This window comes from Enterobacter cloacae complex sp. HYC074_NIDB, from assembly GCF_056673345.1.
Genome location: NZ_CP114214.1, coordinates 3,634,725 through 3,657,267 on the forward strand (window position 1 = coordinate 3,634,725; position 22,543 = coordinate 3,657,267).

At 51.4% G+C, this 22,543-nt stretch carries 29 protein-coding genes and 1 pseudogene; 14 read left to right on the forward strand and 16 right to left on the reverse strand.

Going from position 1 to position 22,543, the window contains the following annotated elements:
- Positions 1–364: 364 nt before the first annotated feature.
- The 9 genes from O1724_RS17635 to O1724_RS17675 form a co-directional block, all read right to left on the reverse strand.
- On the reverse strand, positions 365–1,057 hold the full coding sequence (locus tag O1724_RS17635; protein WP_045895571.1) for a bacteriophage antitermination protein Q: 693 nt from the start codon (positions 1,055–1,057) through the stop codon (positions 365–367).
- A gap of 21 nt (positions 1,058–1,078) precedes the next feature.
- Complete coding sequence (locus O1724_RS17640; RefSeq protein WP_045895573.1) at positions 1,079–2,140, reverse strand: DUF968 domain-containing protein; 1,062 nt, start codon at positions 2,138–2,140, stop codon at positions 1,079–1,081.
- Positions 2,137–2,829 (reverse strand): phage antirepressor KilAC domain-containing protein, encoded by a 693-nt coding sequence (locus tag O1724_RS17645; RefSeq protein WP_045895575.1) that lies wholly within the window; start codon positions 2,827–2,829, stop codon positions 2,137–2,139. Before O1724_RS17645 ends, O1724_RS17640 begins: the two co-directional genes overlap by 4 nt.
- Before the next feature lie 14 nt (positions 2,830–2,843).
- On the reverse strand, positions 2,844–4,886 hold the full coding sequence (locus O1724_RS17650; RefSeq protein WP_045895576.1) for a DNA cytosine methyltransferase: 2,043 nt from the start codon (positions 4,884–4,886) through the stop codon (positions 2,844–2,846).
- The gene (locus O1724_RS17655) at positions 4,879–5,778 is read right to left on the reverse strand and encodes a phage N-6-adenine-methyltransferase (protein ID WP_479983900.1); all 900 of its coding nucleotides are present in this window, start codon (positions 5,776–5,778) and stop codon (positions 4,879–4,881) included. The genes O1724_RS17650 and O1724_RS17655 overlap by 8 nt, the downstream gene beginning before the upstream one ends.
- Entirely contained in the window at positions 5,775–6,638 is an 864-nt protein-coding gene (locus O1724_RS17660; protein WP_479983901.1) for a conserved phage C-terminal domain-containing protein, read from the reverse strand. The genes O1724_RS17655 and O1724_RS17660 overlap by 4 nt, the downstream gene beginning before the upstream one ends.
- The gene (locus tag O1724_RS17665) at positions 6,628–6,807 is read right to left on the reverse strand and encodes a DUF4222 domain-containing protein (RefSeq protein ID WP_020690687.1); all 180 of its coding nucleotides are present in this window, start codon (positions 6,805–6,807) and stop codon (positions 6,628–6,630) included. Before O1724_RS17665 ends, O1724_RS17660 begins: the two co-directional genes overlap by 11 nt.
- A 172-nt stretch (positions 6,808–6,979) precedes the next feature.
- Positions 6,980–7,528: a YmfL family putative regulatory protein gene (locus O1724_RS17670; protein ID WP_023294083.1), complete on the reverse strand. Its 549-nt coding sequence runs from the start codon at positions 7,526–7,528 to the stop codon at positions 6,980–6,982.
- Positions 7,529–7,550: 22 nt separating this feature from the next.
- Entirely contained in the window at positions 7,551–7,766 is a 216-nt protein-coding gene (locus tag O1724_RS17675; RefSeq protein WP_045347916.1) for a Cro/CI family transcriptional regulator, read from the reverse strand.
- 99 nt (positions 7,767–7,865) lie between these two features.
- Here O1724_RS17675 and O1724_RS17680 point away from each other — a divergent pair, with 99 nt between their 5' ends.
- The 10 genes from O1724_RS17680 to O1724_RS17725 all read left to right on the forward strand — a co-directional run bounded on the left by O1724_RS17680 (position 7,866) and on the right by O1724_RS17725 (position 14,385).
- The gene (locus tag O1724_RS17680) at positions 7,866–8,492 is read left to right on the forward strand and encodes a LexA family protein (protein ID WP_045895580.1); all 627 of its coding nucleotides are present in this window, start codon (positions 7,866–7,868) and stop codon (positions 8,490–8,492) included.
- Between the two features lie 755 nt (positions 8,493–9,247).
- A complete protein-coding gene (locus O1724_RS17685; RefSeq protein ID WP_045895582.1) occupies positions 9,248–9,787 on the forward strand; it encodes a hypothetical protein in 540 nt (179 codons plus the stop codon).
- On the forward strand, positions 9,775–9,972 hold the full coding sequence (locus tag O1724_RS17690) for a hypothetical protein (RefSeq protein ID WP_016247400.1): 198 nt from the start codon (positions 9,775–9,777) through the stop codon (positions 9,970–9,972). Before O1724_RS17685 ends, O1724_RS17690 begins: the two co-directional genes overlap by 13 nt.
- On the forward strand, positions 9,969–10,241 hold the full coding sequence (locus O1724_RS17695; protein WP_045895912.1) for a hypothetical protein: 273 nt from the start codon (positions 9,969–9,971) through the stop codon (positions 10,239–10,241). Before O1724_RS17690 ends, O1724_RS17695 begins: the two co-directional genes overlap by 4 nt.
- A 15-nt stretch (positions 10,242–10,256) precedes the next feature.
- A complete protein-coding gene (locus tag O1724_RS17700; protein WP_049133527.1) occupies positions 10,257–10,829 on the forward strand; it encodes a 3'-5' exonuclease in 573 nt (190 codons plus the stop codon).
- Positions 10,830–10,863: 34 nt separating this feature from the next.
- Entirely contained in the window at positions 10,864–11,070 is a 207-nt protein-coding gene (locus tag O1724_RS17705; protein WP_047683674.1) for a hypothetical protein, read from the forward strand.
- Positions 11,031–12,206, forward strand: coding sequence for an Arm DNA-binding domain-containing protein (locus O1724_RS17710; RefSeq protein WP_463726402.1), 1,176 nt, complete (start codon positions 11,031–11,033; stop codon positions 12,204–12,206). The genes O1724_RS17705 and O1724_RS17710 overlap by 40 nt, the downstream gene beginning before the upstream one ends.
- A 249-nt stretch (positions 12,207–12,455) precedes the next feature.
- Entirely contained in the window at positions 12,456–13,304 is an 849-nt protein-coding gene (locus O1724_RS17715) for a ParA family protein (RefSeq protein WP_324641860.1), read from the forward strand.
- The gene (locus tag O1724_RS17720; RefSeq protein ID WP_049133511.1) at positions 13,301–13,717 is read left to right on the forward strand and encodes a hypothetical protein; all 417 of its coding nucleotides are present in this window, start codon (positions 13,301–13,303) and stop codon (positions 13,715–13,717) included. The genes O1724_RS17715 and O1724_RS17720 overlap by 4 nt, the downstream gene beginning before the upstream one ends.
- Positions 13,717–14,385, forward strand: coding sequence for a hypothetical protein (locus O1724_RS17725; protein WP_479983902.1), 669 nt, complete (start codon positions 13,717–13,719; stop codon positions 14,383–14,385). Before O1724_RS17720 ends, O1724_RS17725 begins: the two co-directional genes overlap by 1 nt.
- Here O1724_RS17725 and O1724_RS17730 read toward each other — a convergent pair.
- Positions 14,379–15,076, reverse strand: a protein-coding gene (locus O1724_RS17730) for an IS1 family transposase (RefSeq protein ID WP_223433957.1) whose coding sequence is annotated in 2 segments (ribosomal slippage) — positions 14,379–14,827 and positions 14,827–15,076 — 699 coding nt in all. Because the reading frame shifts where the segments join, the coding sequence is not laid out codon by codon here. The genes O1724_RS17725 and O1724_RS17730 overlap by 7 nt on opposite strands.
- Positions 15,077–15,122: 46 nt before the next feature.
- Here O1724_RS17730 and O1724_RS17735 point away from each other — a divergent pair.
- The 3 genes and pseudogenes from O1724_RS17735 to O1724_RS17745 all read left to right on the forward strand — a co-directional run.
- Positions 15,123–15,332, forward strand: a pseudogene (locus O1724_RS17735) (secretion protein HlyD); the annotation flags it as partial.
- 250 nt (positions 15,333–15,582) lie between these two features.
- On the forward strand, positions 15,583–15,882 hold the full coding sequence (locus O1724_RS17740) for a type II toxin-antitoxin system RelE/ParE family toxin (RefSeq protein WP_015571638.1): 300 nt from the start codon (positions 15,583–15,585) through the stop codon (positions 15,880–15,882).
- Positions 15,883–15,892: 10 nt separating this feature from the next.
- Positions 15,893–16,240, forward strand: a complete 348-nt coding sequence (locus O1724_RS17745; RefSeq protein ID WP_022651701.1) for a HigA family addiction module antitoxin — start codon at positions 15,893–15,895, stop codon at positions 16,238–16,240.
- A 75-nt stretch (positions 16,241–16,315) separates the two neighbouring features.
- Here the strand turns inward: O1724_RS17745 and O1724_RS17750 are convergent, their stop codons facing one another.
- Positions 16,316–17,497, reverse strand: coding sequence for an aminotransferase-like domain-containing protein (locus O1724_RS17750; protein WP_045335665.1), 1,182 nt, complete (start codon positions 17,495–17,497; stop codon positions 16,316–16,318).
- Positions 17,498–17,517: 20 nt separating this feature from the next.
- On the reverse strand, positions 17,518–18,405 hold the full coding sequence (locus tag O1724_RS17755) for a LysR family transcriptional regulator (protein WP_032660046.1): 888 nt from the start codon (positions 18,403–18,405) through the stop codon (positions 17,518–17,520).
- A gap of 97 nt (positions 18,406–18,502) precedes the next feature.
- Between O1724_RS17755 and O1724_RS17760 the strand changes: the two genes are divergently transcribed.
- Positions 18,503–19,105: a short chain dehydrogenase gene (locus O1724_RS17760; RefSeq protein WP_023314696.1), complete on the forward strand. Its 603-nt coding sequence runs from the start codon at positions 18,503–18,505 to the stop codon at positions 19,103–19,105.
- Here the strand turns inward: O1724_RS17760 and O1724_RS17765 are convergent.
- The 4 genes from O1724_RS17765 to O1724_RS17780 form a co-directional block, all read right to left on the reverse strand.
- The gene (locus O1724_RS17765) at positions 19,102–19,833 is read right to left on the reverse strand and encodes a class I SAM-dependent methyltransferase (protein WP_023314697.1); all 732 of its coding nucleotides are present in this window, start codon (positions 19,831–19,833) and stop codon (positions 19,102–19,104) included. The genes O1724_RS17760 and O1724_RS17765 overlap by 4 nt on opposite strands.
- A 74-nt stretch (positions 19,834–19,907) precedes the next feature.
- Positions 19,908–20,906: a transketolase family protein gene (locus O1724_RS17770; RefSeq protein WP_045346167.1), complete on the reverse strand. Its 999-nt coding sequence runs from the start codon at positions 20,904–20,906 to the stop codon at positions 19,908–19,910.
- On the reverse strand, positions 20,906–21,751 hold the full coding sequence (locus O1724_RS17775; protein WP_022651707.1) for a transketolase: 846 nt from the start codon (positions 21,749–21,751) through the stop codon (positions 20,906–20,908). The genes O1724_RS17770 and O1724_RS17775 overlap by 1 nt, the downstream gene beginning before the upstream one ends.
- Positions 21,752–21,763: 12 nt before the next feature.
- Positions 21,764–22,513, reverse strand: a complete 750-nt coding sequence (locus tag O1724_RS17780) for an SDR family NAD(P)-dependent oxidoreductase (RefSeq protein WP_003862216.1) — start codon at positions 22,511–22,513, stop codon at positions 21,764–21,766.
- Positions 22,514–22,543: the final 30 nt, after the last annotated feature.

The following is a 22,543-nucleotide window of genomic DNA, read 5'->3' on the forward strand; positions in this document are numbered from 1 at the left end:
CAAGATGAATTCGGTTGTGCATAACAATTTGATAAATCCACAGAGTTATCCACAAGCAAGAGAGTTATCAACAAAAAAAGTCATAAAAAAAAGAAGAAATGAGCAAGCCTGTTAACAAGCTGTGCGTAAAAATAAAAGTTATTAAACTTACACACAACCGCTTCCAGCGCATCCCACTCATCGTTTATTCCTATCAAAGTAAGAAAAGTTACTTTGCACCGTTGAAATTGAAAAGCTCTGTAAGGCAAAAAACCCCGCCGAGGCGAGGTTAAATATAATTATGACAAAATATCAAATTAGCTTCAAATATGGCTCATTTTGTTGCATTTTGCAAGCCCAATTTAGGGAGTTAGTGAAAGTTACCTCACATTTCCGTCACTTTCAGTTCTTGGTACTCTTCGTACCGTGACAAAATTTCGCTTAGTGCCTGGCTGTCCATCTCAGTAAACGACGCTTTGAAAGCCGCCCAGTGGCCTGAATACACTCTGAGCCAGGTGGAACGCTCAACGCTGACCATGCGCGCCAGAGCTGCACCAGCATACTCCTGATAGGTATCGTTATTACGCGAGGCAGCAACTTCTTGCGCCGCCAGCCAGACAAGCCCTATCAGTTTTTTAGTGACACGGTCCTGGATTTTTTTGCCGCTATGCTGACGCTGAAACTGTTCCCATACGTGCTGGCACATTAACCTCTGGTACCGGAAAGCAAGGTCATGCCCATAGCAGTACCGCACCCATGCCTGCAAATGCTCCCCTAGACCATTGACCGATCGACGCCATGCTGAACAAGCGAACTCTGTATCCTTAATAGGCGGTAAAGGTCGGCGACGGCTCCTTGTCTCAAGAACATAAAGTGGAGTGGCCAGCGTTTTTACAACCTTTGACCCACAACTTTCCCCACCCTCCATAACGATTTCAGGATGATGCCGGGGGTATTTATTCTTATCTGCTGTTGGATGCTCACTGAACGCCTGTAGCTGTCCTTTTGTCGATCCTGATAAATCTGCCAGCGCGCGGCGCAGTTCAATCCGCGTAAATTCCAGTTCTTGTAAATTCATTATGCTCAGCGCTCCATACAATTACGCTTTTGTTATTACGCCGATCGCCAGCGCTCGATTCATAAAACGGAATAGCAGCTCCAGCTGGGTACCGTGTTTTTTCTCGAACGCTGCAACATCAGCATGTAATTTGTCGTGACACTCTCTGCACAGAGGGATTACGAACAAATCGTGGGCTTTAGTGGCAGTACCGCCCATGCCGTGACCAATGACATGGTGTGGATCATCTGCTGGGCGCCGGCAACCTTCACAGGGCTGGGTTTTAACCCACCGGATATAGTCCTCATTCACCCACCTGCGGTGTTTTGGGCGCAACATGAATGATTCAGGGGATTCAGGATCCGCATGCAGAGCCAGAACCTTTGGCTGGTCATAGGCCACTTCCTGATTTGCTCCATGCTTTAATTTCGCAGCCGTGACCGCAGTGGTGACCTTCTTCTGCAAAATGCTTTTTGCCGGGGGCATCGGCACAATGTCACTTTCTCGATATACGGATAAAAACGGCTCATCTGGTAAGCGAAGCGCATGCTGGGCCATCCTTTCCGTGATTGCATCAGCAATGCCTGAATAAACGGCCCACCAGCACAATTCACCGAGGGATAGTTCACGCTCGTTGTTGTAGCCAAGCGAAGACAGGATAGAACTGATCAGCCAGTTAATGAGATTACGCCGGGCCAGTTCTGCCAGCACCGCGGTGGTTTGATCGCGCAGCTGGTTATCGCAATGCCAACAGAGCAACATTGATCCAGGGGGATGTCGCATCGTTACCAGCTCATGATGATGATAATCAGTGTGCGGGTACTGGCATTCCTTCACATTACGCTCTAACCAGGATTCCAAAGCGGTCAAACCGCCTGCTGCACGGATAACTCTCTCGTCGGTGAAGAATTCCTCGAGGGACTTATCACCTGCCAGCGGCTGCCTGGCATCAGGGACGAGCCCCGACGGAAGCCCAGCCATACTTTTTGGCTGAGGCTCCACCAGCACTCGCCCCTGTTGAAACAGATACATCAGTTCACTACCCGGCTTTAACACCACAAGCCCCAGGCGCGGAACAGTCTCGGCTGTAAACAGTCCTCTCACGCGGCATGCCCCTTAGCGATGTGTGCCGTCCACAAGCCGCCGATCCACTCGATGCCTTTGGGTGTAAAGCGTGCCTGGCTAAAGGCGTAGTTTGTTTCGCTCGTAGTGCCAGTTTTCACTTCAAACCGCCCGGCAGCAATGTGCTGGTGCCGCGGTGTCAGCACTCCGCCAAGCCGGTACATGATGTCGCTCTCAATGAGGAACAAGCGGAAATCTGTTTCCTTGGCCTGCAACAGCTTTGCCACCTGGCGGAAAGACATTGAGCCTTTGGCAGTACAATACCGATCGACAAACTCAACTTTCGGCGCGGCAGCGGCTAACTGCTGGCTGAGTTGTTCTTTCTGCTCGGCAAGATCCGCGGCGAGACGTAATGCCTCCGGCAATGTTTGCGGGACACTGACGGCCTGGCTGTTCTCCAGCTCTTGCCAGCGATCGACAACAGCGGCGGTAAATTCTGGCGACAGCCTGGCGACGATCACCAGAGAATCACGTTTGTTGAACCAATACTCCACGTAGGTTTGCCCGTTTTGCGGGTGTGTGTAGGGGGTGTGCGCCAACGGCGCGGTTAAAATACCAGCAGATGCAAGGCGCTCAGCTGAGCGCTTCACATCACCATGTTTGCTTTGCACCAGCCGGGCAATTTCACGGCTGGACATTGTCACAACACCCTTTGCGGTTAACTGATTCATGCTATTTCTCCATATCAGGCGGCTGCACCCGCCTTTTGATTTGCACATAATTCAGGAAGATTTGCCTCTACCAGCGCACGAGCGAACGGCGGCGGTACTGCGTTACCGCAGCGCGCTACCTGCTTGTCTTTGGCGTAACGATTGCCGCGATAGTCCTGATCGATAACGTAGCCGTCAGGGAAGCCCTGCGCCTTATAAAGCTCATGCGGTTGCAGCATGCGCATTCCGATATCGACGATCTGGTACTTAACACCCTCTATCGTCACCAGCCATTCATCCTCGCTTTCACCGCAATAGGTTTCGAGGAATGTCCGCACCTCGCCTACATGCTGGCCGCCGGCGGTAATCGTCGGCATAGGAGTATCAATCGCCTGACCGTCGCGGCACGTCCCGCGCAACTTGATAAGATGCGATGTCACCATCGCGCTATCTGCTTTTGTCGTGAGGGTTTGCAGCGGTTCACTCACATCTCTTGGACGACTTTGTCCCGCGCGGCCGCCAACACCTACAATTTGTGCGCTGACTAACGCATGGTGATCGACGGTTGTGACTGAATGTGCTGGCTCATCCAGACCAACGCCCGACCCCGTGTAATTCCCACCATAGTGCTTGGCCAGAAACGCGCTCACCGTCGCAAACTTATTACCACCAGCAGTGACTGTGCCGAGCGGGTTATTCAGTTGAAGAACACGCGGTTCCTGCCCCGGGCGTTCGCCGTACCCCATCTGGATCAGTGTTGGGGTTACCAGCTGCGACTTACCGCCACCGCCAGCAGTTATCGTTGCGCTCGGCTCGTCTGCCCTGTGGCCGACGCTGGCACCAAACTGTCGGGCGATGACCGGCGCAACCACGCACGCGCGGGATTGCTTCAGGATTGTGTGGGAAGGTTTATTAAGTGGTCGCGGCTTTGCCTGGTACTCACTACCGCCGTTCCCAGCCATGAAAGGAGTGATAGCTGCCTCTACTACGCCGAGAGCATGTCCATTTCCGCCCGGGCGCGCCGACGAGCCAGCGGTAACGGTTGGTACCGGCTCGGTTAATGGCTGACCGATTGCGCCTGTACGGAATTTTGTCAGGTGCGGTACCGCCAGTGCGTACCCGTGGGTTTTCGTGATGGTTTGCAGGGGCACCTTCAGTTCTTGCCCTCGAAAACAGTCGTAACTACCTTTGGAGGTTGTGTGATTACACTTTACGATAAACGGTGATGCGCTCTCGATAACAAAGCGCTGGATACCGCGCGCGATACGTTTGAGCGTATTTTCCGCCAGCGGCTTTTTGCGGTCGAAGATGGAACGGGCCGGGATGTTCCAGTCAATGCACTCCGCCGCGGTACGCCATGGCGCCAGCTTGCCGCTTTGTACTTCCAGTGATTTTGGATCCCCATGAGTCGCTTCAGGCCAATGAATCTTACGGCCGTCACAGCGCATGACCATGAAGAAACGCTTTCTGATCGTTGGCGCGCCGTAGTCACAAGCGCGCAGCTCACGATAATCGACCTCATAGCCAAGCCCGGCGATCAGCTGTTGCGCCTGCTGGCCGTGCGGCTCAATGGCAAGAAATTCACAAACCTCAGCCAGCGCAGGGTGATTCGCCGCGATCCCCGTCGACAGCATGCCGACAAATGCCTCGAATGTTTCGCCAGCACGCTCAGGATCTGGGCGTAATTCTTCATCCAGCAGCGGGCCCCATGTCTTAAATTCTTCGACATTCTCCAGCATCATGACGCGGGGACGTACTGCCAGCGCCCAGCGCAGGACAATCCACGCCAGCCCGCGAATCTCTTTCTTAACCGGCTTAGCGCCCTTCGCTTTGGAAAAGTGGCGGCAGTCAGGGCTAAACCAGGCCAGACCGACAGGTTTGCCGCTGGTGGCTGCGCTTGGGTCAACGTCAAACACCGACTCGCAATAATGCAGCGTGTCCGGGTGATTCGTCTTATGCATCGCAATAGCGTTTTCGTCGTGGTTGATAGCGATATCCACGCTACGCCCGATCGCCAATTCAATGCCGGTACTCGCGCCGCCACCACCAGCAAAGTTATCAACGATCATTTCACGCATTGACGGCCCCCTGCATACTGCTAACCAGACCACCGGCCACGCTAATTATTTCGCTGGTAGGCACACGCTCCAGCCAGAGTTGGTTGATGTTGGCCTTCAACTTGTTCTGTTGGTTCACCCCCAGAGAATCCGCCCCCTCGACCTGATTGAATACCAGACCAACCTCCAGAGGCCAGATGCGCGACTCTGCATCTACCGTTGCAATGGGAGTAGGCATTGCTTTTTCCGACACCGACGGAAGGGCCATTTTTGCCGCGGCGAATTGAGCTAATGACAATGCTGCACGCCCTTTTTCTTCCAGTTCGGTGCGATTGATATAGCTGAAGCTTTCACCACGCCAGGTTTTGTCGAAGACAGCGATTGCCCCGGCAAAAAATGCGCTGGTGGGTTGCTGCTTCTCGTCAGCGGGAACAAACCAAACAGGAAGATCGAACCCAATACGACCACGAATAAACATGATGTGATCGGCATCTTCCGGCCACCATGTTTCACTTGTGGCTGACTTCACGAGGTATATGTAACGACCACCTTTATCACGCATCGCCATTGTGTGATTCATGATGTGGGTCATGCCAGTGATGGCCTGCTTTTCATGGTACTGAGAACGGCTATATGGCGGATTTGCAAACGCGGCGCCACCGAGTTCTGCCAGACGCTCTGACCAGTCCTGCGTCAGCGCGTTATCTTCGGCGGTATACCATGCAGGGCATTTAGCATTGCTATCGTCTACAAACAGATCCAGAACCATCGGCCCAAATATCGAATTGATGCCCCAAAACAACAAATCTGGAGTGCGCCACTGATCGCCAACCTCTTTCAATTCATGCGCTGGCTTTGAGCGCAGTTCAGCCAGCGCGCGGCAATATTTGTTATCAGCATTCATGCTCATCATTTCGCTCCCCTGAAGCCAGCTGGAATGGCTTTATCTGGTCCACCAAATTTCATCGGATCATGCTTACGGATTGAGCCCCAATACTGTCGTTCTGGACGTCCTGCTGCGTTCCACTTATTTGCGGATTGCAGGTAGCCTGGGAATTTTGTTGGCAGAAACAGCGTTGTTGGGCGCAGATATTCGGCCATTTTCAGATCCTCGCCCCACTTCTCGACGCTGTAATCCACCACCAACAGCAGCTCATCGGGCGTAAACCCGTCAGCCAGGCGAGCCCGGATGTTTTCCAAGGATGATTTGCAGACCTGATACCGTGATCCGGTGGTCTTGTTCAGATGTGATAAAACCTGCTTCGCCTGATCGGTGATAACCACCACAGGGTCGGGTTGCGCAGCAACCGGACAAGAATGTTTTTTATCTGATGGATCAGTAGTTGTATTTACTGACGGATCCCCCCCAGATTCTGTCGGGTGAAAACCGCCTTTTTCATCGTTTTTTGATGCCTCAGATTTTGACGCGTCGGTTTTTGAGGCATCAGATTTTGATGCGTCAGAATCTGACAGGTGAGAAAAGGCAGCAGCCTGTAATTTCGCAACATTGAGCTGGTAAACGTTCGATGCATTGCGGTTGCCTTTACGGCGCTGCTGGCGGGTTAACCACCCGTCTTTTTCCAGTTGAGATATGGCTGTGCGAACCGTGCTCTCACCGGCACCAATCTGGCGCGCGATGGTAGCGATGGAAGGCCAGCTAACCCCTTCATCACTGCTGAAGTCTGCCAGACGCGCCATGATGGCAACGCTGGACAGCTTCATGCCAGAAGCGGCACAAGCGTCCCAAACGTAACCCGTTAATTTAGTGCTCATGGTCGTCCTTTAACTCTGTAAACTTGCGCTTGAATTGTTCGAGCGGGCTGAAACATTCGTGGTTATAACCATCCCGCAGGTAGATAACTCGTTGAGTCTCTGGCTCCCACCGGATAACCCGAACGGGGATCCCTCTGTGGTCTTTGAACCTTCGGTTAACTTCGCGCATAAGCGTTTCGCCTTCCTGTAGTAAACCCCCACAATTGCGACCGCCCGACTGTGGTTACATGGCACCCAGCGGTTTGCTATTCTGCGTTCATACCGAAACAACGGAGCGCCCGGTACCGGGATCATCCTGAGTTGCGGCAAACGGTTAAAAGCCGTTAAACTGGTCATGCGGATTACTTCTCCATACAAGATTTGTCTGCCACGACGCCCGGAGCTGCACACTCGCGGGCGTCACTCTTTTCCGGCGCACAAAACACACGGAAAAGCAGCGTCAAATGTTCCTGCCACTTAGCCATCACCTGATAGCTGTTCTCTTCGATCTGGGCGCGTTCCTGAGCATCAATAACGCCGTCAGCGGTAGCTTTACGAACGTATTGTGAATGCCTGCCGATCCACTCAACTGACTCCATGAGACGCTGGTTGATATCGCCGTTCTCAATCTCTTCAACATCAGCCAATGGCACAAAAACACCGTTCGAGTGACGTGCAATAGCGTTCGCTATGTGGTTTGAACCACCAGCACGTTGAAGCACCATCGCCCAACCGAGCGGGAAGATCTGATCGCCATCGGTACGCAGCCGGTTAAACAGCGCGTTCTCGGTCACACCCAACCACTCAGCAGCTTCTGAATATCCGCCAGGCAGCTCGGTGATCGTTTTTTTGATTGCGGCCACCAGCCAGGCTGGCTGCTTATCTACTTTCCATTCAGGTTCTATACCCACGGCTAGGTCCTCCCTTCTGTGGTTATTTCTGATCGTTAGGCGATGTACTCTTGCCATAACGTTCTGGGTTGAATTCCAGTTCACCAGCAGTTCGATACGCAGCTTCAGCAGCTCGTCCTTTAGGGATTAAGCGTCCGGGGCGATTACGCCACTGGTAAACGGCCTCACTGGTGATGCCAAAAAACTCGGCAACTTTCTCAGTGCTGCCGAAATGTTGTTCAATCTCGTCGGTTGTCATGAAGCCTCCTTAGCTAAGTTTGGTTAGATATTAATAACCAATCTAACTTTGGTCAATAAAAACTAAGATTACTTAGTCTTTTTTAAATTCGGTGCTTTCATGGAAACGGTTGGTCAGCGCATTAAAGCCCTACGCAGGGTTACAAAAACCTCTCAAAAAGAACTGGGTAAGTTCTGCGGGGTTAGTGACGTAGCGGTGGGTTATTGGGAAAAGGATGTGAATATCCCAAACGGAGAATCGCTGGTTAAGCTGGCTAAATTCTTCAATACATCAATAGATTACATTCTTTACGGCACTGAATTTGAAGGTACCCTCATAACTAAAATGAGGCGTGTGCCCGTGATTTCCTGGGTTCAAGCTGGGCAGTTTACGGAATGTAAGGCCGCTGATTTATTCAGTGATGTTGATAAATGGGTTGAAACATCACTACGCATTGGGGATAGCTCGTTCGCTTTAGAGGTCAAAGGGGATTCAATGACCAATCCAAATGGCCTCCCAACAATCCCTGAAGGGGCTACCGTTATTGTTGATCCAGATGCCGAACCCCTTCATGGCAAGATTGTTGTTGCGCGTATTGATGGCACTAACGAAGCGACTGTTAAAAAACTGGTCATTGATGGCCCTCAAAAATTTTTAGTCCCACTAAATCCTCGCTACCCCAACATCTCGATCAATGGTAACTGCCTCATTATTGGCGTAGTTAAAGGCGTTCAGTACGAGCTCTAATCCCTTCTCGCTCTTCCCCTAAGCATCAAGCTAAGTTTAGTTTGATGTTTTCACTTGACCATTTAACTAAGTTAAGTTAGATTTTTTTCTGTCAACACCAAACCACCGCGCCTGATGTGGTTAAAAGCAGGCCAAAGCAATAAGAAGTGATCCCTGTTCTGGCTGTTCACTTTCCCCTTGAGGGTGACAGCCAGTTTTTTAAGGGCACAACGTGAAAGCGCACTCCTTCTCTCTTTCACTGGGGGGCAGGTTTGTTACCTAAGGAGTGGGCTTTCAGTTGTGGTAATGCGGCTCTGCGCACGTGACGAGGCCAACAAGTTTTTATTTCAACATTTGAAATGAATACGTTTCTTGAGGTGTAGCGTCGCCGGTTCTGGCCGGTCTGGCAGGTGGAGGCACCACCGCCACAACAAAATCATTGCTGTGTGTAGTCTTTGCCCATCACCTCGGTGGGCACCTTTTTTACACAAGAGACAAGGGCATCACCGGGCGACGGGCTCATTACCCAATCCACCCGGGCGCAGAAATGTTGGTTGCAGCCGTCAGTGCTACGCAGGTGCCCTTTTCTGTTGTGTATGGAGAAGTTCCACTGGCGGTGGCAGCCGCCTTACTGAGGGTTAATTCTCTTCAATAAATCCCCGGCGCCGCGGGGATTTATTGAAGCGTAATTCCCTTTATCAATCGCCAAAGGCGAGGGATTCGTACAACCAAAAACTAGCGCAGGTGCAGCTGCCAAATATGGAGAAGAAAAGACGATGAGTTATATCCAGACACTTTCAGGTAAGAAATTCGATTACCTCAATTCAACCGCTGACGATGTAGAAATCGAGGACATTGCGACCGCACTTTCCCACATCTGCCGCTTCAGTGGTCATCTGCCGGAATTTTACAGCGTGGCCCAGCACTCGGTACTGTGCAGCCAAATTGTGCCGCCAGAGTTTGCCTTTGAAGCCCTGATGCATGACGCTGCTGAAGCCTATTGCCAGGACATCCCTGCCCCCCTGAAAGCATTGCTTCCAGATTACCGTCGCATTGAAGAGCGGGTAGAACAGTTGATCCGGGCCAAATTCAGCATCACCCCTGATATGTCAGCGGTAGTGAAATACGCCGATCTGGTGATGCTTGCCACGGAACGCCGCGATCTAGATATCGACGACGGCTCACTCTGGCCTTGCCTAGAAGGTATTCCGGCCAGCGACATTATCCAGATCGTTCCTCTTCGCCCAGGCCAGGCATATGGCTTGTTCATTAACCGTTTCAATGAGCTTACGGAATCACGCGCATGCCTCGTATGAAGATAAAAGAACTGGTAGCCGCAGCCCATGCTGCGGCGGGGAAACTGCCACCAGCAGAAGCCTCTCTAATGCGTGAGGTAGCCACTCGCCTGGACGTTACATTTGCCGCCTTGACGGAATCGATGGACCAGCGAATGAGCCTTGACGCCGAAATTAACCATCTTCGTCAGGAGTCAGTCCAATGACCACCAACAAATATGCGACTCTGCGCGGCACAATCGGCAGAGCCAAACGCCACGACTGTCAGAAAGTCGTGATGCGTGTGACGTTAGCTGAAGAACTTCTCGATCAGTTGTCAAAAGCAGATGAGCGGATCGCGGAGCTGGAAGCAGTATTGGCATGTGATAGGTGCGGGACAATTTGTACTCGTCCTGACGGGGCTCATTATTGCCACGTTAGCGACAACGCCGACTCGCGCTACCGCCCCCCAGTGAATCAAAAGGCCAAAAATTAACAATGGAGAAAGCAATTGAACGACTTAATGATTGACCTCGAATCAATGGGAAAAAAGCCAAACGCGCCGATCGTGTCAATTGGTGCCGTCTTTTTTAACCCTCATACAGATGAACTTGGCCAAGAATTCTATACGGCCGTCTCGCTTGAAAGCGCAATGGATCAGGGTGCGGTACCGGACGGAGATACTATTCTTTGGTGGCTAAAACAAAGCCCGGAAGCACGCTCAGCTATTTGTGTTGATGACGCGATGCCTATCACTGATGCATTGTCGGAACTTAGCCATTTCATTCATCGGCACGCAGATAATCCAAAATACATGAAGGTCTGGGGTAACGGTGCCACCTTTGACAATGTAATTCTGCGTGGAGCTTACGAACGCGCCGGCCACATTTGCCCTTGGGCCTTTTGGAACGATCATGATGTGCGCACTATTGTTACTCTCGGTCGCAGTGTCGGTTTCGATCCGAAGCGTGACATGTCTTTTATTGGCGATGTGCACAATGCCCTAGCTGATGCGCGACACCAGGCAAAATATGTGTCAGCAATTTGGCAGAAACTGATCCCTACCACCAGCGACAAATTTTAATTACTCGGGTGCAGCCGGGTTAATGGAGAAGTATATGCTGAGCCTCGATTGTGTTCCCATCTCAACTTATTGCAAAGAGACTGGCGAAACCCCAGATGCTATTAATAAGCGCATACAGCGCGGTGTGTGGCGTGAAGGGGTTCAAGTGCTAAAGGTCGAAGGCGTTAAGGAAAGATGGATTGATCTTAGTGAGGTTGCAAAATGGGCACGACAGAATCGCCTAAACTCCCGCGCGGCGTAACCATCAGGAAACATCTTAATGGTGAAACCATCAATATTACCTTCACTTATAAAGGGGTTAAATGCCGTGAGCCTCTTTCTAATCTGGACGTAACCCCCAAAAATATCAAATACGCCGAGCGCACACTCGGCGAAATCTATAACAATATAGAAAGGGGGACGTTTGTCTATGCGGAATACTTTCCCCGTTCGACCCGGTTGAAAATTTTCGGTAATGCTGCCGCGGGCAAAACGGTGAAGATGTACCTAGATGAGTATCTAGTGATCTGCGAAATGAGGAAGTTATCACCTTCGACAATTGGCGGGTACAAGAAATGCCGAAGTGCTTTGTCTTCACTTCATATGTTTCCCGCAAGTGAGTTAACCCCAGCAGCATTGAAGACATGGATCCAGAGCCAGAAAACAACATTGAAGACCATCCGAAACCAACTTTCGTTCCTGCGTTCTGCACTAGATGAGGCAGTGACAGATGGTGTGCTTCAGATTAACCCTGTATCACTGGTAACAGCTTCACGGTACCAAAGTGATAAATCAGAAGCAGAAAGTAGTTATGTGGTAGATCCGTTGTCGCCAGCTGAAGTAGACGCATTACTCTCAGCTGCTGGAAACAAGCAGTGGGAGAACCTTTTCCGGTTTGCTATCCAAACTGGGCTGCGTAGCTCTGAATTATGCGCTCTTAGTTGGCGAGATATAGACTTTGTAGGGAAAACTGCGCATGTTCAAAATGCCAGTGTAGTTGGCGTCATCAAAGGAACAAAAACAAAAGCAGGTACAAGGAAAGTAGAACTGACTGAAGAGGCATTGACAGCTCTTGCCAGTCAGAAATTGTTCACTTTTATGAGGAATGAAACGATTTTTGAAGATCCAAAAACTAACAAACCATGGGCAAATGCTGACGCAATTAGAAAAAAAGCTTGGATTCCAACATTGAGAAAGGCTGGTATACGATACAGAAACCCTTATCAGACTAGGCACACTTACGCTACTAAGCACATTAGCCAAGGAGCGAATCTCTTCTGGCTAGCAGGACAGATGGGGCATAAAGGGCCCGAAATGTTGTTTCGTCATTATGGTCGTTATTTGAGTCATTATGACAATCACACCTCAACAACGATCACTAGCAATTGCAAAAACTAGCCTTAAACAAGGTTGAGAGTTTATACCAAGAAGCCCTTTTCGATCAAAACCTAAGGGCTTCCACAAATCCATGTCTGATTGGAGCTTCTTTAGAATTATCAGCATCCTCCCCATAGTTTTATTCCTTGGGTGAGATTCTATGCCCCTGATAAAACAACAGTATTAATTCCCCAAAAAAAATGTTATAAGTAAATTTACCAACATGTAAACTAAGTTTTTTGCTTAATAAAAATAAGTTAGAGGGATGAAATGACTACACCAGTAATAAGCTTCATAAATATGAAAGGTGGCGTTGGTAAAACAACTTTATGCGTCGGCATTGCTGAATACCTTGCAAACTTCATGGAAAAAAAGATATTAATTATCGACATTGATCCACAGTTTAATGCTACACAGTCAATACTTAGTAAATATGACCGAGTAAAAGAATATATAACTGATCACTTAGAAAATACAAAAACCATCAGACGCATTTTTGAAACAAAATCAAGCTTAACTGGTAAGGTTCAACAGGTTACTCCTGAAGAAATTATTATCAAAATGTCCGAAAATCTAGATATGATTTTTGGCGATATTAATACAATATTTGATATAGAACAACCTGCAGCAAGATTGCATAAGCTAAAGCGATTTATAGAAGAAAATAATCTTCGAGAAGTATATGACTTCATTTTGATCGATAGTCCGCCAACTATTTCATTATTTACTGATGCAGCTCTCGTTGCTTCAGATTACTATATTGTACCTGTTAAAATTGATCACTATTCAATTTTAGGTGCAACAAGCCTTTTAAGCGTAATAGAAAACATTCAAGATAACTATGACCATAAAAACATTGAGAACTTGGGTTTTATTTATACTAACACCCTCGAAAACCTGTCTCTAAAGACAAGAAAACTTCAAACAGAGTTTCAGAGTTCTGAACCTTTTAATGAGCTATACTTTTTTGATAGCCAATTGAAATTTGTGCAGGATTTAATGGTAGGTGGTAGAGGTAATATTTCATCCAGTTACAAATTATCCAGAAAATATATCAAAGGTATTTGTGAGGAATTTTTAACTCGGATCCAAGAAGTGCAAACGGGGGGGGGGAGATGAATAAATATAACAACAGCCTCGAGATATTACAGGCATTAGTTTACAAGAAACCCAGCTCTAGAGAGGGGTTTATTGGATTGATTACGTTAGTAATCTACTCTAGGGAAATTTTCGTTAAAAATGAAGACGCTGCGAAATTCGTCAAAAATGTTTTTGGAATTACTTTTTTAGAGTACGTCATAAAATCAAGAACTTTATTATGCGCCAGACTTACCCGTACTTTGGTAAATATGAGCGACAGAGACATCAAAGAATCCATTTATAAAGTTTCAGAGTATTTTAAGACTGACAAATTTATTATTGATTATAATAATAGCTTACATACTGATAATAATAGCTTTAAAAAGAAACATAACGCAAATCGAGATGTAAGCACGTGGATCAGTGCTCTTTTGAAGAAGGATAAAAAATAATGCTTCAAAGAGATCCTCATGGATTTAGAAAGGACGTGAAAGAATTTATCACTTTGATAAAATCTTTTCAGACAGACACTCGCACAGAAAATAATCTTACATCAGCATATAAACACGTTCTTTTTCTGGAGTTCATCCATAACTCCAATCCAGAATTAAGTCACAAAACCTTTATAAAAAGTATTATTTACGATGTCCTTAGTTCTATTACAGCTATACTTCATAAACGAGAGAGATATCTACATCTCAATTTTCGTTCAATGATTGAACATCTTGCACGTATATCCCTACAAAAGGTTGATAACGGGGGGGATTTTGATATTACTGTTAGAACTGTAGATTTTGAGAATCTTAAGTCTACAAACACTGATGAAAATTGGGCTTACATGCATTCACAATATAAACAGGCATGTGGCTGGCTACACTCATCATCTAAAGTCAAGTTAAACATCACTGCTTCATTCCCAGACTTATTAACTTCAGATTCGAAAAGTAATGCAGCTAAACTATCAACTCATTTGCAAAAAATGACAACTGAAACGCTAAAAATTTTTTTCAATTATTATGTTGTTGAGATTCAAACTTCTTTTTACCGCACGCGGGGGGAAATGAGATATGTGGTTGGAAACCACAACTTCGAATATTTGGTAATGACTCCAACTTACTGATAGTGTTTTATGTTCAGATAATGCCCGATGACTTTGTCATGCAGCTCCACCGATTTTGAGAACGACAGTGACTTCCTGCCCAGCCTTGCCAGATGTTGCCTCAGATTCAGGTTATGCCGCTCAATGCGCTGCGTATATCGCTTGCTGATAACGTGCAGTTCTCCCTTCAGGCGTGATTCATAAAGCGGCCAGCCATCCGTCATCCATACCACGACCTCAAAGGCCGACAGCAGGCCCAGAAGACGCTCCAGCGTGGACAACGTGCGTTCACCGAATACGTGCGCCACAACCGTCCTCCGTATCCTGTCATACGCGTAAAACAACCAGCGCTGGCGTGATTTAGCGCCGACATAACCCCACTGTTCGTCCATTTCCGCGCAAACAATGACGTCACTGCCCGGTTGTATGCGTGAGGTTACCGACTGCGGTCTGAGTTTTTTAAGTGACGTAAAATCGTGTTGAGGCCAACGCCCATAATGCGTGCACTGGCGCGACATCCGACGCCATTCATGGCCATATCAATGATTTTCTGATGCGTACCGGGTTGAGAAGCGGTGTAAGTGAACTGTAGCTGCCATGTTTTACGGCAGTGAGAGCAGAGATAGCGCTGATGTCCGGCAGTACTTTTACCGTTACGCACCACGCCTTCAGTAGCTGAACAGGAGGGACAGCTGATAGAAACAGAAGCCACTGGAGCACCTCAAAAACACCATCATACACTAAATCAGTAAGTTGGCACCATTACCGACGAAGCGAAGCCGGAGGTGTTCTATTACCGGGTATTTATCCGTACCAGCCAGGATTATCTGGTGAATAAGGCGGGCAGGCACTTCTCGATCGTGCCGGGGATGATAGCGACGGTGGATATTAAGACCGGAGAGAAAACGGTGCTGGATTATATGATCAAACCGTTTAACCGGGCGAAGGAGGCGCTGAGGGAGCGGTAGTCAAACGCCGGGTGGCGGCTGCGCCTTACCCGGCCTACATTCTCGCAGGCCCGCGCAAGCGCAGCGCCGCCGGGCATTAATCCGCACGCAAGACGTGGAATCCGCCTCGAAGAATTAACCTTTAGTCATGCATCACACTTCCCTTCAGCCATGACCAGGGTAATATTACTCGCAGACAAAACGCACTTGCGCACAGTGCGGGAGTGCATTACTATCCACTCAGCTTCAAGGACTGGAGCTTACCAGCATTATGATTAATCATTTTCGGGATCAATGGCTTGAGGATTTTTTTCTCTACGGGAGATCGAGCAATGTTATTCCTTTGAATCTGGAAACAGCGCTTGCAAGAAAGCTCGACATCATCAATGCGGCTATGTCGCACCTGGATTTACGATCGCCACCGGGCAATATGTATGAAGCATTGAGTCCTCCGTTGAAGGGATACTCCTCTATCCGGGTAAACAGACAATACAGGCTTGTATTTCGCTGGTCAGAGGGAAAAGCAGACGATCTCTATCTCTCTCCACACAAGTACACGCAACACAAGTGAGGCATCACCTATGACACTTCAACAGGCACTCCGCAAACCCACCACGCCGGGCGAGGTGTTGCAGTATGAGTATCTTGAACCGCTCAATCTGAAAATCAACGATCTGGCAGAGATGCTAAATGTACACCGCAATACCGTAAGCGCGTTGGTCAATAACAATCGCAAACTTACTGCCGATATGGCGATCAAACTGGCAAAAGCCTTTAATACCACTATTGAATTTTGGCTGAACTTACAGCTAAACGTTGATATCTGGGAAGCGCAATCTAACTCCCGCACGCAGGAGGAGTTAAGCCGGATAAAAACCGTTGCGGAAGTCATGGCGAAGCGAAAATCCGGCAAGCCGGACGTTGCCTGATCCGCTCGCGCCACGCAATACGCTTACCCGACACGGGAACGGCGCATAACGGCATCTGCCATTATGCGCATCCGCTTACAGGGAAATTTTCAAACGTCGAACCGCTTCTTTAAGCTGCTCATCCGTTGGGGTAACGAAAGACATGCGCAGCGTGGTGTGGTCCGGCTCGTTGCAGTAGAAGAACTCACCCGGCACAAACACGACGCCGTTGCTCAACGTTTTTTCCAGCCATTTCGTCGTATTGATGCCGTTATTCATTTTCGCCCACAGGAACATGCCGCCCTTTGGCTTGTGGAACGACATCACATCGCCCAGCTCCGCTTCCAGTTCACTGGCAAAGGTCTGGTATTTCTGGCGGTAGGCTTCGCGGATCATTTTAATCTGATTCGCCAGACGACCGGTTTTCAGATATTCGTACGTCATCAGCTGCGACAGCGTGCTGGTGTGCAGATCGGTGGTTTGCTTGAGGTTCACTACCGCGCGCTTTAGCCACTCCGGCACCAGCACCCAGCCCACGCGGGTGCCCGGCGCGAGGATTTTAGAGAAGGTGGAGGTGTACACCACGTTATCCTCATTGCCGATATCTTTGGCATGAGCAATCAGCGGGCGGAACGCTTCGTCGGTGTAGTTGATCTCGCTGTACGGGTCGTCTTCGATAATCACGAAGTCATAGCGCTTCGATAATTCCACCAGCTGTTTACGACGCGCTTCGGAGAGCGTCACGCCGCCCGGGTTACCAAAGGTTGGCACGATATAAACCGCTTTGATGGTTTTAGTTGCCACCAGCGCTTCAAGTTCATCCACTTTCATGCCGTCGCCGTCGGTACCGACGGATTCAAATTTCGCCTGCGCCAGGCCAAAGACCTGCAACGCGGCGAGGTAGGTAGGCCGCTCCACGACGACCGTATCGCCCGGGTTGATTAACGCCCGCGCCAGCACGTCAAGCGACTGTTGCGAGCCGGAAGTAATGACCACGTCATCGGCTTTACAGGCGATGCCGCGACCTTCAGAGATGCGTTGGATCTCTTCGCGCAGCCCCGGGACGCCTTCCGTCAGACCGTACTGGAATGCTTCGCCAAAATGCTGAGACAGCACGGCATCAGCGGCGATTTTTAAACCTTCATGATCGAACAGGTCCGGATTTGGAATACCGCCACCCAGCGAAATCACGCCTGCCATTTTGCTATGTTTTAATAATTCACGGATGGCAGAGGATTGCAGGCCCTGAGCGCTGCTGGCGAGTTTGTTTGCAGACATTCTTTACTTACCTTCTTTTTTTATATTGTGCCCAATCTTAGCAGAATATGGGCAATAAATTCCGTTAGCTTAGGCAGCGGCCGCAAATCCTGGCGCCACAGTAAATGCACCGGCCTCGGCGCGGGCGTAAACGCTTCCAGAACCCGAACCAGCCTGCCGCTTGCCAGCTCTTCCGCCACCAGCACTTCCGGTTGCAGCAGAAGTCCCGCCCCGGCTCGCGCCGCCATGCGTAAGCCGTAGCCGTCATTGCATCGTAAGACGGCATCACGCTTCCAGCGCACTTCGCCTTCCACACCCGGCAGCCGCCACTCGTTACGCGCCGTCCATACCGTGTGCGACAGGCACAGGTGATCCACCAGATCGGCTGGCGTTTGCGGCGTACCGTGACGCGCCAGATAATCCGGCGCGGCGCAGATCGTCATGTTGTAGGGACACAGATATTTCGCCACCAGGTCCTCATTACGGATCTCACCGATACGAATGGCCAGATCGACCCCTTCCTCCACCAGATCAACCATTCGGTTGGTGAGATCCAGTTCGATGCGCACTTCCGGGTAACGCTGCAAAAACGTGGCCGTCAGAGGCGCGATAACGCAGCCGCCAAACGAGGTGGGCGCTGTCACGCGCAGGGTGCCGGCGGGTGTGGCTCGCAGGCGCTCAACCGCGTTTTCAGCAATCGAGACCTGCTCCAGCACGCGCCTGGCCTCTTCGAAATAAACGCGTCCGGCGTCGGTCAGGCTCTGGCGACGGGTGTTGCGCTCCAGCAGCCGCGTGCCGAGCTGCGTTTCCAGCTGCGTAATATACTTCCCGACCATCACCGCCGACATCTCCAGCCGGGCCGCCGCGCCGGTAAAGCTGCCGCTTTCCACCACCGCGATGAACGTCTCCATGCCGCGAAGCTTATCCATATTCCGAACCTCTGGTTAGCAATCTTCTAACATCAACCCAGTTTATCTGAATTTTTATTTATTAAAGAATGAAGGCTCACAACATAAGGAGTCTGCTATGAAAATCGTCATTATTGGTGCCAGCGGTACGGTCGGTCGTGCTGTGACAGATGAGCTAAGCCGTCGTCACGAGGTGATCAGCGTGGGTCGCACGCAGGGCGACCATCAGGTGGATATCACCTCGCAGGCGAGCGTACAGGCGCTGTTCGAAAAGATCGGCCCGGTGGATGCGATTGTCTCCGCCAGCGGTGGGGTACACTTCGGCCCGCTCGCAACCATGACCGACGGCGAGTTCAACCGGGGCTTACAGGATAAGCTGCTGGGGCAGATTCGTCTGGCGCTGACCGGCCAGCACTACCTGAACGAAGGTGGTTCGATTACGCTGATAAGCGGCATTGTGGCTCACGAGCCGATTGCTCAGGGCGTCAATGCCACCACGGTGAATGCGGCGCTGGAAGGGTTTGTGCGCGCCGCGGCCTGTGAACTGCCGCGCGGGATCCGCATTAACCTGATCAGCCCGACGGTGCTGACGGAATCCGTCGAAGCATATGATGGCTTCTTCCCGGGCTTTGAAAGCGTTCCCGCTGCGACCGTTGCGCAGGCCTACCGCCGCAGCGTGGAAGGGGTACAGAGCGGGCGGGTATATAAAGTCGGCTATTAAGCCTTACGGGCGGCGATCAGCACCAGCATCGGGCGTTCCGCCTCTTCGGCCAGCGCGGGCCAGGCGTCAACCTGCGTCTGCGTTGGTCCCCACTCATTGACTTCGCTTATCGTTAACCCCGCTTTGATCAGTGCGTTAAGCGTGGTGCCCAGCGTGCGGTGGTATTTAATCACCCCGTCCGCCAGCCAGTTGCTGACGCGCTGGCTTTCGTCCTGATAATGGTTCACGCCCCAGAACCGCTCACCGTTGTCGTCGGTGAGCCAGCCCTGACGGGTGGCGCAGGTATAAATCGGGTGCTCCATCGAGAAGACCAGGCTGCCACCGGGTTTTAGCGCGCGCTGAACCCTGGCGAATAGCGTGTCCAGCTCCGGCAGGTAGTGTAGCGCCAGCGAGCTGTAGACCAGATCGAGGCTATTCGCTTTCAGCGCCAGAGATTCCAGATCGCTACGCTGATAGTGAATCCGATTGTCATCAGTCAGTTCAGCCGCGCGGGCGAGCATTTTTTCTGAAATATCAACACCCGTGACGTCAGACGCGCCCAGCTCGCGCGCTGCGCGACAGAACCATCCGTAGCCGCAGCCGAGATCGACAACCGCTTTACCGGTTAAATCTGGCAGCATTGCCTTGAGCGCGGGCCACTCCGGCGCGCCGTTCAGGCCCTGAACCGAGCGCGGAAGCTGGGCATAGCCTTCAAAAAATGCCGGGTTGTCGTAGATGTTTTGTGCCATAACGGACTCCTTTATCGCAACAGTGGCGAGGGTAAAGCACCCCTCGCCCGTTGACAACGTATCCGTCTTATAAATCACAGCCTGCGCCGGATTTTCTCCACCATGGCTGTGGTTGAGATCCCGTAGCGGTCATGGAGGGTGGGCAACGCGCCCGCATCAAGGAACGCGTCCGGCAGCGCGACGGTATCGAAATCCACGTTCACGCGGTTGCGCATCAACAGCGACGCGACGGCTTCGCACAACCCGCCTACGCTGCTGTGGTTTTCCGCCACGATGACCAGCCGTCCCGGCTTCGCAGCCTGCGCCAGGATCGTCTCTTCGTCCAGCGGCTTAATGGTGGGCGAGTGCAGCACCGCCACGCTGACGTTATCCTTACGCAGCTGCTTCGCCGCCTCCAGCGCACGCATGGTCATCAGGCCTGAGGCGACGATCAGGACATCGTTCCCCTCTTCCAGCAGCGCAGCTTTGCCAATCTTAAACTGGTAGTTGTACTGGTCCAGCACCACCGGCACCTTGCCGCGCAGCAGGCGCATATAGACAGGGCCATCGTGCGCTGCCATCGCCGGCACCGCCTGTTCGGTGTCGATTGCGTCACAGGGATCGATAATCGTCATGCCCGGAATACCGCGCATAATCGCAATATCTTCCGTCGCCTGGTGGCTCGGCCCGTAACCGGTGGTTAGCCCCGGCAGCGCCGCGCAGATCTTCACGTTCAGGTGCTCTTCAGCAATCACCTGATGGATAAAATCGTAGGCGCGGCGGGTGGCGAAGACGGCATAGGTGGTGGCGAAAGGAATAAAACCCTCTTTCGCCATGCCGCCCGCGGCCCCCATTAACAACTGCTCGGCCATGCCCATCTGAAAGAAGCGTTCCGGGTAGGCCTGAGCGAAAATATGCAGATCGGTGTACTTCGACAGATCCGCCGTCATGCCGACGATCTCCGGTCGCTGTTCCGCCAGCTTCACCAGCGCGTGACCGAACGGTGCGGCTCGCGTCTCCTGGCCCTCTTCCGCGATAGAGGCAATCATCGCCGACGTGGTTAAACGCGGTTTTTTCTCCGTGGTCTGGCTCATTACAGCACTCCTTCAGGTTTGTTGGCATCCAGCACGGCGAGTGCCTTTTGCCACTCGTCAGCATCCACGCGAATAAAATGGTTCTTGTCACGCTTTTCGAGGAACGGCACGCCCTTGCCCATCAGCGTGTCGCACAAAATGACGCGCGGCTGGTTTTCCGGGTAGCGTTTGGCGTTATCAAACGCCGTTACCAGTGAAGGGACATCGTTGCCGTTGACGCGCTGCACGTACCAGCCGAAGGAGGTCCATTTATCTTCCAGCGGCTCAAAGCCGAGGATCGCGTGCGAGTTGCCATCCGCCTGCTGGCGGTTAATGTCCACCAGCACGATCAGGTTCGACAGGCCGTGATGTGCCGCCGACATCGCAGCTTCCCAGGTTGACCCTTCGTCCAGCTCGCCGTCCGACATGGAGTTAACGACCCATGCCGCGCTCTGCTTGCGCTTCAGCCCCAGCGCCATGCCAACGCCAATGCTTAAGCCCTGCCCCAGCGAACCGCCGGAGATCTCCATGCCCGGCGTGTAGGTTGCCATGCCGGACATCGGCAGGCGGCTGTCGTCCGCGCCGTAGGTCTCCAGCTCCTCTTCAGGAACGATCCCCGCTTCAATCAGGGCGGCGTAACAGGCAATGGCGTAGTGGCCGTGAGAGAGCAAAAAACGGTCACGCCCCTCCCACTCCGGCTCGCCCGGCTTAAGGTTCATCCCGTGGGCAAACGCGGTGGCCAGCACATCGGCATAGCCCAGCGCCTGCCCGATGTAGCCCTGCCCCTGCACTTCGCCCATGCGCAGCGCGTAGCGGCGAATGCGCCAGGCCGCGGCGGCAACCTGTTGAACTGTGGTATCCGTCATCGTCGTATCTCCTTAATGGATCAGCATCCCGCCGTTCACGTCGAGCGTGATACCGGTGGAGTAAGAAGAGAGGTCGCTGCCGAGGAACAGCGCGGCGCGGGCAATATCCTGCGCGTCTCCGAGGCGGTTAAGCGGAATGCCCGCCAGAATGGACGTTTTCATCTCATCGCTCAGCTTGCCTGCGGTAATGTCCGTCTGGATAAGACCCGGCGTGATGCAGTTTACGCGCACATTGTCGGGCCCCAGCTCACGCGCCATGGCTTTTGCCAGCCCCAGCACACCCGCTTTTGCAGCGCTGTAGTGTGGGCCGCCAAAGATGCCGCCGCCGCGCTGGGCCGATACCGATGAAATGCAGACGATGCTGCCCGACTTTTGCGCGCGCATAGTGGGAATAACCGCCTGGGACATTAGCAGCGTGCCGCGCAGGCTGACGTCAAGCACCGCATCGTAATTTTCGCGTTTGATATCCATCAGCTTGATCGGCTGAGTTATGCCGGCGTTATTCACCAGAATATCGATGCGCCCGTATTTCCCCAGCACCTGCTCAATGGCGGCATTAACCTGTAATTCATTGCTGACGTTCGCCGCAAGGCCCAGATGTTCGTCGCCAAGGCTCGCGGCGGCAGCCCGGCTGGCTTCAGCGTTTAAATCGATAATCACCACTTTCGCACCCTGTTCAGCATATAATTTCGCCGTAGCGAAACCCAAACCGCGTACGGAAGCCGCGCCGGTAATAACGGCGACTTTATTTTTCAGTAGCATACATTTACTCCATTAGGACAAGAGAGATTT

Excerpts from the sequence above, each read along its gene's own strand:
- O1724_RS17770 (WP_045346167.1), bottom strand. The coding sequence starts at position 20,906 with ATGAGCCAGACCACGGAGAAAAAACCGCGTTTAACCACGTCGGCGATG.
- O1724_RS17650 (WP_045895576.1), bottom strand. The coding sequence starts at position 4,886 with ATGCGTGAAATGATCGTTGATAACTTTGCTGGTGGTGGCGGCGCGAGT.
- O1724_RS17675 (WP_045347916.1), bottom strand. The coding sequence starts at position 7,766 with ATGACAACCGACGAGATTGAACAACATTTCGGCAGCACTGAGAAAGTT.
- O1724_RS17680 (WP_045895580.1), top strand. The coding sequence starts at position 7,866 with ATGGAAACGGTTGGTCAGCGCATTAAAGCCCTACGCAGGGTTACAAAA.
- O1724_RS17645 (WP_045895575.1), bottom strand. The coding sequence starts at position 2,829 with ATGAATCAGTTAACCGCAAAGGGTGTTGTGACAATGTCCAGCCGTGAA.
- O1724_RS17710 (WP_463726402.1), top strand. The coding sequence starts at position 11,031 with ATGGGCACGACAGAATCGCCTAAACTCCCGCGCGGCGTAACCATCAGG.
- O1724_RS17705 (WP_047683674.1), top strand. The coding sequence starts at position 10,864 with ATGCTGAGCCTCGATTGTGTTCCCATCTCAACTTATTGCAAAGAGACT.
- O1724_RS17720 (WP_049133511.1), top strand. The coding sequence starts at position 13,301 with ATGAATAAATATAACAACAGCCTCGAGATATTACAGGCATTAGTTTAC.
- O1724_RS17765 (WP_023314697.1), bottom strand. The coding sequence starts at position 19,833 with ATGGCACAAAACATCTACGACAACCCGGCATTTTTTGAAGGCTATGCC.
- O1724_RS17715 (WP_324641860.1), top strand. The coding sequence starts at position 12,456 with ATGACTACACCAGTAATAAGCTTCATAAATATGAAAGGTGGCGTTGGT.
- O1724_RS17745 (WP_022651701.1), top strand. The coding sequence starts at position 15,893 with ATGACACTTCAACAGGCACTCCGCAAACCCACCACGCCGGGCGAGGTG.
- O1724_RS17740 (WP_015571638.1), top strand. The coding sequence starts at position 15,583 with ATGATTAATCATTTTCGGGATCAATGGCTTGAGGATTTTTTTCTCTAC.
- O1724_RS17695 (WP_045895912.1), top strand. The coding sequence starts at position 9,969 with ATGACCACCAACAAATATGCGACTCTGCGCGGCACAATCGGCAGAGCC.
- O1724_RS17755 (WP_032660046.1), bottom strand. The coding sequence starts at position 18,405 with ATGGATAAGCTTCGCGGCATGGAGACGTTCATCGCGGTGGTGGAAAGC.
- O1724_RS17760 (WP_023314696.1), top strand. The coding sequence starts at position 18,503 with ATGAAAATCGTCATTATTGGTGCCAGCGGTACGGTCGGTCGTGCTGTG.
- O1724_RS17750 (WP_045335665.1), bottom strand. The coding sequence starts at position 17,497 with ATGTCTGCAAACAAACTCGCCAGCAGCGCTCAGGGCCTGCAATCCTCT.
- O1724_RS17690 (WP_016247400.1), top strand. The coding sequence starts at position 9,775 with ATGCCTCGTATGAAGATAAAAGAACTGGTAGCCGCAGCCCATGCTGCG.
- O1724_RS17660 (WP_479983901.1), bottom strand. The coding sequence starts at position 6,638 with ATGAGCACTAAATTAACGGGTTACGTTTGGGACGCTTGTGCCGCTTCT.
- O1724_RS17685 (WP_045895582.1), top strand. The coding sequence starts at position 9,248 with ATGAGTTATATCCAGACACTTTCAGGTAAGAAATTCGATTACCTCAAT.
- O1724_RS17780 (WP_003862216.1), bottom strand. The coding sequence starts at position 22,513 with ATGCTACTGAAAAATAAAGTCGCCGTTATTACCGGCGCGGCTTCCGTA.
- O1724_RS17655 (WP_479983900.1), bottom strand. The coding sequence starts at position 5,778 with ATGATGAGCATGAATGCTGATAACAAATATTGCCGCGCGCTGGCTGAA.
- O1724_RS17635 (WP_045895571.1), bottom strand. The coding sequence starts at position 1,057 with ATGAATTTACAAGAACTGGAATTTACGCGGATTGAACTGCGCCGCGCG.
- O1724_RS17725 (WP_479983902.1), top strand. The coding sequence starts at position 13,717 with ATGCTTCAAAGAGATCCTCATGGATTTAGAAAGGACGTGAAAGAATTT.
- O1724_RS17665 (WP_020690687.1), bottom strand. The coding sequence starts at position 6,807 with ATGCGCGAAGTTAACCGAAGGTTCAAAGACCACAGAGGGATCCCCGTT.
- O1724_RS17775 (WP_022651707.1), bottom strand. The coding sequence starts at position 21,751 with ATGACGGATACCACAGTTCAACAGGTTGCCGCCGCGGCCTGGCGCATT.